This window comes from Rhodoplanes azumiensis, from assembly GCF_042682915.1.
In the GTDB taxonomy this organism is placed as follows: domain Bacteria; phylum Pseudomonadota; class Alphaproteobacteria; order Rhizobiales; family Xanthobacteraceae; genus Rhodoplanes; species Rhodoplanes azumiensis.
On the sequence record NZ_JBHUIW010000001.1, the window covers coordinates 215,165 to 227,709 of the forward strand.

Here is a 12,545-nt window from a genome sequence, read left to right on the forward strand (position 1 = left end):
TTCCGTGCCGGCACCGGCGGCATGTTGCGCCGACGACACCCCCGCAGAAGCGCGGGGACGATCCGCCGGACGGCGGAGGAAATGGACCCGGCAGAATCCGAGATGTCCGCCTTGACGAAGCGACTGTCCGAGGGCCTGTCGAAGCTCGACGCAGCTTTCGGCCGAGAATGGCCGGGCCGGCTGCGGCTCGGTCGGCTCGGCCGCCACGGCGTCGTGCTGCTCGGGCTCGTCTGCATCGCCGCGATCTGGGCCGGCGCTCTCTACGGCATCCACGAGGAGCGCCGGGCCGCCGCCCAGGAGGCGCGGCAGACCACCGCCAATCTCGCCCGCGCCTTCGAGGAGCACATCGTCCGCTCGATCCGGGCGGCCGACCAGACGCTCCTGTTCGTGCGCGAGCTCTATGCCCGCGATCCGGTCGGGTTCGACGTCCGGCCCTGGGCGAGGGTCAGCGAGGCGGCGAACGACTTCACGGTCCAGGTCTCGATCATCGACGCCACCGGTCGCTTCCTGATGAGCAACTTCGATCCGGAGGGGCGCACCCGGGTCGATCTCTCCGATCGCGCCCATGTCCGGGTCCATCTGGCCGGTGGCGAGGACGTGCTGTTCATCAGCGAGCCGGTGTTCGGCCGCGTGAGCAACAAGTGGACCATCAATCTCTCGCGGCGCATCTCGGCACCGGACGGCGGCCTGCGCGGCGTCGCCGTGGTGTCGATGGATCCAGCCTATCTGTCGCGCTTCTACGATTCGATCGACCTCGGACGCAAAGGCGTCATCTCGCTGGTGGGCACCGACGGCGTGCTCCGCATCCGGGTCGGCAGCGGCGAGCCGGTGATCGGCCTCAAGCTCGCCGGCAGCCCGTTCTTTTCGACCGTGATGCGGACGCCGGTCGGCCATTACGAATCGCGCAGTCCGGTCGACGCCGTCCCGCGCACCTACGGCTACCGCGCCGTCAAGGATCTGCCGCTCCTCGTGCTGGTCGGCCTCGCCGACGAGGAGATCTTCGCCGCCGCCGAGCGCAACCGCATCGGCTACCTCGTCGCCGCCGCCGTGCTCACGCTGATCATCGTCGGCGTCATTGTGCTGCTCCAACGCTACCAGCGGGGCCTGCAGCGGGCGACCGCGGCGGCCGAGGCGGCGGCCCGCACGCGATCCGACTTCATCGCCGTGATGAGCCACGAGATCCGCACCCCGCTCAACGGCGTCATCGGCATGTCGGGGCTGTTGATCGACAGCGGCCTCGAGGGAGAGCAGGCGCGCTTCGCCGTCACACTGCGCGAGTCCGCCGAGCACCTTCTGCACATCGTCGACGACGTGCTCGACTTCTCCAAGCTCGACGCGGGCTGCCTGCAGCTCGAGGCGGTGCCGTTCGACCTCGCTCGCCTGGTCGAGGGCACGGTGCGGGGCGTCGCGGCGCGCGCCGCCCAGAAGGGCCTCGCCCTCGCCGTGGTCCTGACGCCCGATCTGCCGCGCACCGTGGTGGGTGATCCCGCGCGCATCCGCCAAGTGCTGCTCAACCTGATCACCAACGGCCTCAAGTTCACCGACATGGGCGGCGTCACGGTCGACGTGTCGGTGGTGGCGTCGAAGACGCCGCGGCGGGTCGGCATCGCGTTCGACGTCGTCGATTCCGGCATCGGCATCCCGGCCGAGGCGATGGAGCGGCTGTTCACCGCCTACTACCAGGCCGACACCTCGGTGTCGCGCCGTTTCGGCGGCACCGGCCTCGGCCTCGCCATCTGCCGGCGCCTCGTCGAGCACATGGGCGGAAGCATCACGGTCGACAGCGCCGCCGGCTACGGGTCGACGTTCCGGGTCTGCCTCGACCTCGCGCTGGAGGATCCCGAGACGCCGCTTCTCGGCGGCATGGCGGCCGATGCGCCGCGCATCCTCGTCGTCGATCGCAATCCGGTGTCGCGCACCGCGCTGGTGCGTCAGCTCGCGCTGCTCGGTGCCGAGGCGAGCGCCGCCAACACCCGCGAGCTCGGCGTCTCGATGGCGTGGAACGCCGCCGTCACGGCGCATCCCTTCACCTGCATCGTCATCGACGAAACGGTCGCCTCGGCCGAGATCGTCCGCTCGCTGCGGGCCGAGCCGTGCATGGCCGCGGCCCGGTTGGTGCTTCTCGCGGACGCCGCCACGACGCAGCCGCCGTATGTCGGCTTCGACGCGATGCTGCACAAGCCGCTCGCCTTCGAGGCGGTGCGCGACGCCATCCTGGCCGGGACCGGCGGGGGGGAGCCGAGCGGGGTCGCGCCCGACGGCGACCCGCCGCCCCTCGGCCACGCGACGCCGTTGCGCATCCTGGTGGCCGAGGACAATCCGACCAACCAGCTCGTCGCCCAGAAGCTGCTCGAAGGGCTCGGCTTCACGATTGACCTCGTCGCCGACGGCGCCGCTGCCGTCGCCGCCGTGCAGAGCGGTGGCTACGACCTCGTCTTCATGGACATGATGATGCCGGGCATGGACGGTCTGCAGGCGACGCGGGCGATCCGCGCCCTGCCGCCGCCGGCCGGCGCCGTCCACGTGATCGCCCTGACCGCCAACGCCTTCAAGCACGACGCCGAGACCTGCCGGGGGGCCGGGATGGACGACTTCGTCGGCAAGCCGATCACCCGCGACCGGCTCGAGGCGTCGATCCGCCGTTTCCTCGCCAAGCGCGACCGTGCCGCGCGCCGCCCGTCCGCCGGTGCTCTCGCCGGCGATCCGGGCCACCCCGCCGTGCCGCACGAGGAGCCGACCCCGACCGATCGGCCGGCCTTCGACCGCGACGCCTATGCCCGGCTCGGCGCGGAGATCGGGACGGACGGCGCCCGCAAGGTGCTGGCGGCCTTCTTGACCGACGCGCGCGAAAGACTCGCGCGGCTGCATTCGCATGCCGCCGCCGGGGCCGCCGGCCTCGAGCAGGAGGCGCACACGCTCAAGGGGGCGGCCGGCGCCCTCGGCTTCGCGCGCCTCGCCGCGCTCGCCGCCCGGCTGGAGGAGGATGCCCGCGCCGGCCGCAGCCGCGACCTCGACGGCCAGATCGAAGCGCTCACGGCCGCGTTCGAGGAGCTCGGCGGCGTGGTCGTGCAGATCGACCGCGACGCCGGCGCCTCGTCGGCGCCCGGCGTCGCGGCTTGATGCGGGCCGGTCACCAGAACCGCGCTGCTCCGCTGTGCGGCCTCGGCGAAGGCCTCGTGTCCCGGGCGCGGCGCGACGCGCCTTGAACCGGGCTCCAGGGGTGATCGAACGCGGCGGGCGGCGAACGCTCGGCCGTGCGGCAGGGTCGTGCGGCCCCCGTGGGGGCGCTCGGCGTGGCGCTCGGCGTGGCGCCGCTGGGCCCCGGCTCCGCGACGCCGCAGGCCGAAGGCCTGCCACGCCCTGCCCGGGGCACGAGGGCGAGCACCGGGACCGTCGTTTCGTCTCTCAGGGTGCGCAGCGGCCGATGGCGGCTCACCCCCGCCCGACGAACGGCATCTGGTTGGCCATCACGGTGAGGAACAGCACGTTGGCGTCGAGCGGCAGGCTCGCCATGTAGGCGACCGCCTGGCCGGCATGGGCGACGTCCATGCGGGCCTCCACCATCGACTCGCCGTCCGGCTGCAGCACGCCCTGGCCCTGCGCCATCCGCTCGGTCAGCGGCGTCGCCGCGTTGCCGATGTCAATCTGGCCGCAGCAGATGTCGAACGGCCGACCGTCGAGCGCGACCTGCTTGGTCAGGCCCGTGATGGCGTGCTTGGTGGACGTGTAGGCGACGGCGCGCGGCCGCGGCGTATGGGCCGAGATCGAGCCGTTGTTGATGATGCGGCCGCCGCGCGGGCTCTGCGCCTTCATGATCCGCACCGCCTCCTGGATGCACAGGAACGGCCCGGTGAGGTTGGTGTCGACCACCTTCCGCCAGGTCTCGTAGGGCAGATCCTCGATCGGCACGGCGGGCGCCCCGATTCCGGCATTGTTGAACAGGAGGTCGAGCCGCCCGTAGGTCTCTCGCACGGTTGCGAACAGCGCCTTGATGGCGGCCGGGTCGGAGACGTCGGTCGGGACGCAGAGGCTCCTGCCGCCGGTCTCGGCGCCGAGCCGCGCGGTTTCCTCGAGCATCTCGGGCCGGCGACCGGCCAGCACCACGGTGAAGCCCCCCGCCATCAGGGCGAGGGCGGCGGCGCGGCCGATTCCGGTTCCGGCGCCCGTCACCACCGCGATCTTCGCATGCGTCGCCCCCGTGCTCATGGCTTTCCTCCGTCGGGCTGGTTGTCGTGGAACGGTTTTTTTCGGATCGTCCGGACCCGGGACCGGGCCGGCGGCTCTGATCTTAAACGTGATCGGTCGCTTTTCCGACATAGTCTTCAAACAGTGGCGACAGTGACGTATGCTCCCCGCAGTGCAGTGCGGATCCGCTCGGGGACGGCGTCCCGCGACCGCGATCCCATCCGCGATGCCCCCGCAGTGGGGCGCCACACGGTGAAGTCCACCAGGCGCACCACGAATCGGACCACAAGGCGGAGTGCCGGCCATGCGCGACCTCACCTCGACATCCTTGCGTCTCGTCGCGTGCGCGTTCGCGACTCTCCTCGTCGCTGCCGTCGCGGCCGAGGACGCAAAGGCGGACCGGCGCGTCGCCTTCGTGGTCGGCAACGGCGCCTACAAGTCGGTCGACCCGCTGCCGAACCCCGCGATCGACGCCAAAGCGATGGCGAGCCTGTTGCGCAACGCCGGCTTCGAGGTGGTCGAGGGCACGGATCTCGGCCGCGACGCCATGACGGCGAAGCTGCGCGACTTCGCGCTGTCGACCCAGGGTGCCGATGTCGCCGTGTTCTTCTACGCGGGACACGGCATCGCCGTGAACGGCAAGAACTACCTGATCCCGGTCGACGCCGACCTCAAGTCCGAGATGGACGTGAAGTTCGGCGCGGCGATCGACGTCGATGTCACGCTCGACCAGACGATGAGCGACGCCAAGGTGAAGCTCGTCCTGCTCGACGCCTGCCGCGACAATCCGTTCGCGGCGAAGATCCGCTCGGCGACCCGCACCCGCAACGTGGTGGTGTCGTCCGGTCTCGCCGAGATGAAGTCGGGCGAGGGAACCCTGATCGCCTTCGCGACCGGCCCGGGCCAGACCGCGCTCGACGGCGAGACCGGCGGCAACAGCCCGTTCACCCGCGCGCTGCTCGCCCATATCGCGACGCCCGGCATCGAGATCCAGCAGGCGATGACCCGGGTGCGGGCGCAGGTCTCGGAGGAGACCAAGAAGCAGCAGCTTCCGTGGGGCCACACCAATCTCACCGGCTCCGTCTACCTGAACCCGACGGGTGCGCCGGCGCTCGCCGCGATCGACCCGGCGCCGTCCGGCGGCACCGCCGCGGCGGCGGTGACGTCCGGCCCGACCCGCTCGGCCGTGTCGGAGGCGGAGCTCGAGTTCTGGCGGACCATCAAGGACTCCAACAAGCCCGAGGAGCTCAACGCCTATCTGCTGAACTTCCCGAACGGCCAGTTCCGCCCGATCGCGCTCGCCCGCATCGCCTCGCTGCAGTCGCAACCCGCCAAGCCGAAGGCGGCGGCGGCAGCGACCGACCCGGCGCTGTTCACGGCCGAGGCGAGCCTCGCCACCGAGGACAAGCTCGGCCTCACCAAGGCCAAGCGGCGCGACGTGCAGAAGCGGCTGACCGCGCTCGGCTTCGACACCAAGGCGGACGGCAAGTTCACGGACGACACCCGCGCCGTGATCACCCGCTGGCAGACGGCGCGCGGTTATCCTGCCTCGGGCTATCTCAACGGCCCGCAGCACCAGGCGCTCCTGAAGGAGGACATCGCCGAGGCCGCGGTCGACGATCCTGCTGCCGTCGCCAAGCCGAGCCGCCGGGCCGAGCGCAAGGTGGTGGTGCGCGAGCGCCGCAACAGCGGGGGCGGCGGGGGCGGCGCCCGCTACAACAGCCCGCCGCCGATCTTCAACATGATGCTCGGCGGGTTCGGCCGACGGTGAGCCGCCGGGCAGGGAAGCGACAGCAGAGACCGGCCCGCGTTCGCACGGGCGCGGCGGTGGCCGGCTGAACAGCCTGTCTGTCGTCCCGGCGCGGCGCGCGAGCGTCACGCCCGGGATCGATACGCCCTGTGTCTCGTGAGCCACCGAGACAGGGGATATGGATCCCGGGCTCGCGGACCGGCGGTCCGCGCCGCGGGACGAAGAAGATCATGCAGCGTCCTCGCCTGGGCGAAGCACGACGAAGGAGAGGCTTCAGACATGCCGCCGGCCTGCGGCGATCGATTTCCGCCGGCCGAGATCCCCACCCCAGAATGTGTCTCGATATTGCTGAATTGTGTCTGTCGACGTAGGGCTGTGTCGCGGATCAGAGGAGCGACGCGGCGATGCACGATTCGGCGATGGACAAGTTCCTGGTGTTTCTCGACGTCTACCTCGCGCCGTGCGCGGGTGGTCCGCTGGCGGTGCTCGACGTCGGAAGCTGCGCGATCGGCGGCCCGGAGACCGGCACGCACCGCGCCGCGATCGAGGCGCGCGGCTGGACGTATCGGGGCGCCGACATCACGGCGGGGCCGAACGTCGATGTCGTGCTCGCCGACGGCTACGACTGGCGCGAGATCGACGGCGACAGCTGCGACGTCGTGCTGTGCAGCCAGGTGCTCGAGCACACCCGCTATCCCTGGCGTGTCGTGCAGGAGATCGCCCGGGTTCTTCGGCCGCGCGGGCTCGCGTTCCTGGCGGCGCCGAGCGCCGGGCATGTCCATCGCTATCCGGAGGACTGTTTCCGCTATTACCCGGACGGCCTGCCGGCGCTCGCCCATGCGAGCGGCCTGACGGTCGTGGACACCAACGTGCAGCGGCGCCCGGTCTATCGCAGCAACATCTGGTACGACGCCGTCGCGGTGCTGCAGAAGCCCGAGCTGCCGGCGGCCGACGCGGGGCGCTGGCGGGCGCGGCGTCAGCTCTCCGGATTGGCGTTGCGCGACGATGTCGGGCCGTCCGATCTCGCCGCCGTGAGCTTCGCGCCGCACGCGGCGGCGCCGAGCCGGATCGCGACCATCGCGCCGCGCGGCGGTCCCGGCGCCTTCGAGGACCGCGACGCCGCGCTCGCGCGCACGGCCGATCCGCTGCGTCGCGTGCTGAATGTCCGGCGCCACCTGTCGGCCGCCCTCAAGGCCCTGACCCGACCGGTATGACCTCGGCCGATGTGACATGGTCGGTATGACGCCGGCGGCGGCAGCCGGGCGCGAGGGCGCTACATCCGGTCCAGATAGGGCGGGCGGGGGATGTCGAGATGCGCGGCGCGCAGCGCCGCCGACCAGCGCCGGCGCAGATCCTGGAAGTAGGGCTCCTCCGGCTCGATCCGGTAGGCGAGCTCGGCCGTGCAGGCGTCGCGCCGCACCACCAGCGTGTCGAGCGGCATGCCGACCGACAGGTTCGAGCGCATGGTCGAGTCGAACGAGATCAGTCCGACCTTGAGCGCGTCGTAGAGGTCGCTGTCGTGCGTGATGGCGCGGTCGAGCACCGGCTTGCCGTACTTGTGCTCGCCGATCTGCAGATAGGGCGTGTCGCGCGTGCACTCGATGAAGTTGCCGGCCGAGTACATCATGAAGAGGCGCAGCCGCTCGCCCTTGATCTGGCCGCCGAACAGGAAGGACAGGTCGAACTTCACGTCCGCGGCCTCGAGCGCCGGGCCTTCGGTGTGGGCGAGCGAGCGGATGGCGCGGCCGATGCGCTGCGCCGCCTGGAACATGGTCGGCGCGTTCATCAGCGTCTCGCGCACGCCGGTGTCCGGGTTTTCCAGGCCCTCGTTGAGCAGGCTCAACACCGACTGGGTGAGCGACAGGTTGCCGGCCGAGGCGATCGCCATGATGCGCTCGCCCGGATTGGAGAACACGTGCAGCTTGCGGAAGGTCGAGATGTTGTCGAGACCGGCATTGGTGCGCGTGTCGGCGATCATCACGATCCCGTCGCGCACCAGGATTCCGCAGCAATAGGTCATTCCGTCGAGCCCCCTCGCGTCCAACCCTCCGGAGGCGCGCCCCCGGGCGTCGCGGCCGTGGTGCATCACCCGGCGCTGTTCGGCCCGCAGCATTCAGTCCTCCTGGTCCGGCGCGCATCTAGGCACGATCGCGCGCCGCCGTCACGGGGGCGGTGGGCCGTTGTCCTCAGCTCTGGACCTGCTGAAACGCCTGGTCGACATGGACGGCGACTTCGAGCGTCTCGCCGCGCCCGCCGAAGCGTGTGCCGCGCACCGGCGCGGCGCCGAGATAGTCGAGCCCCACCGCGACCCGGACATGGGCGTCGGTGGCGCACATCGCGTGGGCCGGATCGAACGCCACCCAGCCGAGATCGGCGACATGCGCCTCGACCCAGGCGTGGCCGGCCTCCTGGGCCGTGATGCCGTCGCTGCGCCAATAGTAGCCGCCGACGTAGCGGCACGGGATACCGAGGCTGCGTGCCGCCGCGATGAACACGTGCGACAGATCCTGGCAGACGCCGCGGCGCAGGCTGAACGCCTCCGACGCCGTGGTCGCCGGATGGGTCGGGTCGGTGTCGAACGTCACCTCGGCGTGGACGGCGCGGACCAGCGCGTGCAGCGTGCCGATCGTTCCGCCGGCCTCGCCGGCCGTGGCGTCGCGCGCGAAGGCGACGATCGCCGGGTCCGCTTGGGTGAGGTCGGTCTCGCGCAGATAGAGGCTCGGCGGAAACCGCTCGATGATGCCGCGCACGATGCCGTCGGTGTCCTGGGTCTCCACCTCGCCCTCCACCAGCACCTCGAGATGGTCGGTCGGCACGTCGGCCGAGAAGGCGTGGGTGATGTTGCCGAAGGCGTCCTCCTGGGTGGTCAGGCGACAGTCGGCGGAGACGTCGATGCGCCAGCGCACGACGTGCTGGCCGTCGTGCGGCCGCGGCGTCATGCGCAGCGTCTGGATCACCCGGCTGGCGGGCTGGTCGTAGCGGTAGGTCGTCAGATGGGAGACGCGAATGCGCATGGATCAGCCGGTGGCGACGCGGGCGGCGGAGACGTGACGTCGAGTGTCGTGGCGAGTGTCGTGGCGAATGTCACGGGTCGAACGTCACGGGTCGAACGTCACATCAGATACTGTTTCGAAATCGTGCCGCCGAGCTCGTTGTTGTCGGAGATGAAGACGGTGATGAATTCGTGCAGGCCGCTCTGGAAGATCTCGTCCATCTTGAGGTTGGACAAGCGGGTGCGGATGCCGCGCGCCTTGCGCTGCGCCGCCCCCTGCCGGCCGTAGGCCTCGGCGATGTCGTCGCAGTAGCGTACCAGATTGTCGTAACAGCTGGCGAGCGACCGTGGCATCTTCTGGTTGAGGATCAACAGGTCGGCGATCAGCCAAGGCTTCAGGCTCTCGCGATAGACCCAGTGATACGAGGTCAGCGCCGAGACCGAGCGCAGGATCGCGGCCCACTGGTAGTAGTCGAGCGGCCCGCCGACATGCGTGTCCTCGGGCAGCAGCAGGTGATACTTGGTGTCGAGGATGCGGGCCGTGTTGTCGGCGCGCTCGATGTTGCAGCCCAGCCGGAAGAACCAGTAGGCGTCGGTGCGCAGCATGGTGCGATAGGCCGAGCCGTCGAAGCGCAGCGACGTCTCCTGCACGACCCGCAGGAAGCGCAGGAACTCCTCACGCGAGGCGGGGCCGTGGTTGAAGCGCTTCAGCTCCAGCCAGGCGCCGTTGATGGTGTCCCACATCTCGCTGGTCAGCGCGGTGCGCACCGCGCGCGCATTGGTGCGGGCGAGCTCGATGCAGTTGCGGATCGAGCTCGAGTTGGCGGCCGAGAAGGCGAGGAACTCCTTGACGCTCTCCTCGGTCGCCTCCGGATAGATGGCGTGGAAGGCGCGGCTGCAGCCGGCGGTGGCGACCGCCGACTCCCATTCGTTGGTCGATCCCACATAGGCGACCGGCAGCGCGGTGAGGCGCAGCGTCACCTCGAGGATGCGGGCGAGATAGTCGGCACGCTCGATGTAGCGCGCGACCCAGTAGAGGTTGTCGGCGGTTCGCGACAGCATGCGGTTTACGTGTCCAGCACCCAGGTGTCCTTGGTGCCGCCCCCCTGGCTCGAATTGACGACCAGCGAGCCGCGCTGCAGCGCGACGCGCGTCAGCCCGCCCGGCACGATGCGGACCGTGTCCTTGCCGGTCAGCACGAACGGGCGCAGATCGATGTGGCGCGGCGCCACCCCCCGCTCGACCCAGGTCGGGCAGGTGGAGAGCGCCAGCGTCGGCTGAGCGATGTAGTTCTTCGGATCGGCCTCGATCCGGGTCCGGAAGGCGGCGATCTTGCCTTTGTCGGCGGTCGGGCCGATCAGCATCCCGTAGCCGCCCGAGCCGTGCACCTCCTTGACCACCAGCTCCTCGAGATTGGCGAGGACGTGCGAGAGGTGCTTCGGGTCGCGACAGCGCCAGGTCGGCACGTTCTGCAGGATCGGCTCTTCCGAAAGGTAGAACTTCACGATGTCCGGCATGTAGCTGTAGATCGCCTTGTCGTCGGCGATGCCGGTGCCGACCGCGTTGGCGAGCGTCACTTGGCCGGCCTGATAGGCCGACATCAAGCCCGGCACGCCGAGGGTCGAATCGGGCCGGAAGGTGAGGGGGTCGAGGAAGTCGTCGTCGACGCGGCGGTAGATCACGTCGACGCGCTTCGGCCCCTCGGTGGTGCGCATGTAGACGACGCCGCCCTTGACGAACAGGTCGCGCCCCTCGACCAGCTCGATGCCGAGCTTGTCGGCCAGGAACGAGTGCTCGAAATAGGCCGAGTTGTAGATGCCGGGCGTCAGCAGCACGACGTTCGGCTCGACCGCCGCGGTGTCGGGGGCGACCGACTTCAGCGTCGCGAGAAGCTCGTCCGGATAGTTCTCGACCGGCGCCACCCGATAGCGCGAGAACAGATCCGGGAACAGCCGCATCATGATCTCGCGGTTCTCCAGCATGTAGGAGACGCCGGAGGGCGTGCGGGCGTTGTCTTCCAGGACGTAGAACGTGTCCGGCCCGACCCGCACGATGTCGATTCCGGCGATGTGGACATAGACGTCGTGCGGCACCTTCTGGGCGTTCATCTCCGGGCGGAAGACCTGGTTCTGGAACACGAGGTCTTCCGAGATGATGCCGGCCTTCAGGATCTCGCGGCGGCCGTAAATGTCCTTGAGGTACATGTTGATGGCCTTGACCCGCTGGGTCAGGCCGCGCTGCAGCAGCGCCCATTCCGACGACGAGAGGATGCGCGGGATGACGTCGAACGGAATCAGCCGCTCGGTCGAATCCTGCTCGCCGTAGACCGCGAAGGTGATTCCGATGCGGCGGAACAGGAGCTCCGCCTCCTGGGCCCGCTGGTCGAGCACGTCCGGCGACAGATCCTTCAGCCAGGCGTCGAGCCCCGCATAAGCGGGGCGCACCGCCCCGTCCGTCCCTCTCATCTCGTCGAAACAATCCGTCATGTTTGGACCCCGACGGCATCCGACCGGAGGCGGACGCCCCTCGGTCGGACTCGATGCAAGCATCGAGCCACAGTTCCACCTTCGCGTCCCGACAACCATGCCGACACGCTCCCCCGACAGGCATAGCAGGAGCCCGGACGGAAGGGTGCCCATTAATTAGGCGTGCGGTGGCTCAATACCGAGCGAATGCCGGTGGACGCGGCCGAGATCCGCGTTTGCCACGCTTGAGCGGCCGGTCCCGCCGGGATACAGGACGGCGACGCCGGAGTTGCAGAAATGAACGAAAAGACGCTCGATTCCGCCGCCGCCGGAGGCCCCGCCGCCGAACTCGTCACGGCCGGTCTCCTGGTGATCGGCGACGAGATCCTGTCCGGTCGGACCAAGGACAAAAACATCGGCTACATCGCCGAGTATCTCACCGCGCTCGGCATCGATCTCGAGGAGGTCCGCGTCGTTCCCGACGTCGAGGCCGAGATCGTCGCGGCGCTGAATGCGCTGCGCCACCGCTACACTTACGTGTTCACCACCGGCGGCATCGGCCCCACCCACGACGACATCACGGCCGATGCGGTGGCGAAGGCCTTCGGTGTGCCGCTCGACGTCGATCCGCGCGCCGTCGACCTGATCGCCGAGCGGGTCGGCCGCGACGGGCTCAACGCGGCGCGGCTGCGCATGGCCCGCATCCCGCGCGGCGCCGACCTCGTCGACAACCCGGTGTCGAAGGCGCCCGGCTTCTGGATCGGCAACGTCATCGTCATGGCCGGCATCCCGACCGTCATGCAGGCGATGCTGGACTCGGTCGCGCCGAAGCTCGCGACCGGCGTGAAGCTTTCGTCCGAGACAGTGCGGGCGAACCTGCGCGAGGGCGACATCGGCACCGAGCTCGGGCAGGTCGCCAAGCAGCATCCGGACGTGATGATCGGCAGCTACCCGTTCACCGACGAGGCCGGGCACCCCAACACCAACCTGGTGGTGCGCGGCCGCGATCCGCACAAGCTCGCCGCCGCCAAGGCGGCCGTCGAGGCCATGCTGGTCGCGGTGCGCGCCACGCTCGCGACGCCGCGGGAGTGAGTCACCGGGCAGGCCTGCGCGGGCGCCCCCGCGCCGGCTGCGCCCCGATAGTCAACGACGC

Annotated in this window: 9 protein-coding genes; 4 read left to right on the forward strand and 5 right to left on the reverse strand. The window is 70.0% G+C overall.

Annotated features, from left to right (window positions below; all coding sequences use genetic code 11):
- Positions 1-111 precede the first annotated feature (111 nt).
- On the forward strand, positions 112-3,120 hold the full coding sequence (locus tag ACFSOX_RS01000; protein ID WP_378475930.1) for a hybrid sensor histidine kinase/response regulator: 3,009 nt from the start codon (positions 112-114) through the stop codon (positions 3,118-3,120).
- Between the two features lie 312 nt (positions 3,121-3,432).
- Here the strand turns inward: ACFSOX_RS01000 and ACFSOX_RS01005 are convergent, their stop codons facing one another.
- Entirely contained in the window at positions 3,433-4,206 is a 774-nt protein-coding gene (locus ACFSOX_RS01005) for an SDR family oxidoreductase (protein WP_378475931.1), read from the reverse strand.
- Positions 4,207-4,489: 283 nt separating this feature from the next.
- Here ACFSOX_RS01005 and ACFSOX_RS01010 point away from each other — a divergent pair, with 283 nt between their 5' ends.
- Together ACFSOX_RS01010 and ACFSOX_RS01015 are read left to right on the forward strand one after the other, a co-directional pair.
- The gene (locus ACFSOX_RS01010) at positions 4,490-5,956 is read left to right on the forward strand and encodes a caspase family protein (protein ID WP_378475932.1); all 1,467 of its coding nucleotides are present in this window, start codon (positions 4,490-4,492) and stop codon (positions 5,954-5,956) included.
- Positions 5,957-6,339: 383 nt separating this feature from the next.
- On the forward strand, positions 6,340-7,149 hold the full coding sequence (locus ACFSOX_RS01015; protein WP_378475933.1) for a class I SAM-dependent methyltransferase: 810 nt from the start codon (positions 6,340-6,342) through the stop codon (positions 7,147-7,149).
- Positions 7,150-7,208: 59 nt separating this feature from the next.
- On the opposite strand, the gene ACFSOX_RS01020 is transcribed toward ACFSOX_RS01015, so the two are convergent.
- From ACFSOX_RS01020 to ACFSOX_RS01035, 4 genes are all read right to left on the reverse strand, one after another.
- Positions 7,209-7,955, reverse strand: coding sequence for a proteasome-type protease (locus ACFSOX_RS01020; RefSeq protein WP_378476092.1), 747 nt, complete (start codon positions 7,953-7,955; stop codon positions 7,209-7,211).
- Positions 7,956-8,121: 166 nt separating this feature from the next.
- Positions 8,122-8,949, reverse strand: a complete 828-nt coding sequence (locus tag ACFSOX_RS01025; RefSeq protein WP_378475934.1) for a transglutaminase family protein — start codon at positions 8,947-8,949, stop codon at positions 8,122-8,124.
- A 98-nt stretch (positions 8,950-9,047) separates the two neighbouring features.
- Positions 9,048-9,989, reverse strand: coding sequence for an alpha-E domain-containing protein (locus tag ACFSOX_RS01030; protein WP_378475935.1), 942 nt, complete (start codon positions 9,987-9,989; stop codon positions 9,048-9,050).
- A gap of 5 nt (positions 9,990-9,994) precedes the next feature.
- Positions 9,995-11,413, reverse strand: a complete 1,419-nt coding sequence (locus ACFSOX_RS01035) for a circularly permuted type 2 ATP-grasp protein (RefSeq protein WP_378475936.1) — start codon at positions 11,411-11,413, stop codon at positions 9,995-9,997.
- A gap of 276 nt (positions 11,414-11,689) precedes the next feature.
- On the opposite strand from ACFSOX_RS01035, the gene ACFSOX_RS01040 reads away from it, so the two are divergent.
- Complete coding sequence (locus tag ACFSOX_RS01040; protein ID WP_378475937.1) at positions 11,690-12,484, forward strand: competence/damage-inducible protein A; 795 nt, start codon at positions 11,690-11,692, stop codon at positions 12,482-12,484.
- The last annotated feature ends 61 nt before the right edge of the window (positions 12,485-12,545 follow it).

Coding starts and splice junctions, on each gene's coding strand:
- ACFSOX_RS01035 (WP_378475936.1), bottom strand. CDS start 11,413: ATGACGGATTGTTTCGACGAGATGAGAGGGACGGACGGGGCGGTGCGC.
- ACFSOX_RS01020 (WP_378476092.1), bottom strand. CDS start 7,955: ATGACCTATTGCTGCGGAATCCTGGTGCGCGACGGGATCGTGATGATC.
- ACFSOX_RS01040 (WP_378475937.1), top strand. CDS start 11,690: ATGAACGAAAAGACGCTCGATTCCGCCGCCGCCGGAGGCCCCGCCGCC.
- ACFSOX_RS01010 (WP_378475932.1), top strand. CDS start 4,490: ATGCGCGACCTCACCTCGACATCCTTGCGTCTCGTCGCGTGCGCGTTC.
- ACFSOX_RS01005 (WP_378475931.1), bottom strand. CDS start 4,206: ATGAGCACGGGGGCGACGCATGCGAAGATCGCGGTGGTGACGGGCGCC.
- ACFSOX_RS01030 (WP_378475935.1), bottom strand. CDS start 9,989: ATGCTGTCGCGAACCGCCGACAACCTCTACTGGGTCGCGCGCTACATC.
- ACFSOX_RS01015 (WP_378475933.1), top strand. CDS start 6,340: ATGCACGATTCGGCGATGGACAAGTTCCTGGTGTTTCTCGACGTCTAC.
- ACFSOX_RS01025 (WP_378475934.1), bottom strand. CDS start 8,949: ATGCGCATTCGCGTCTCCCATCTGACGACCTACCGCTACGACCAGCCC.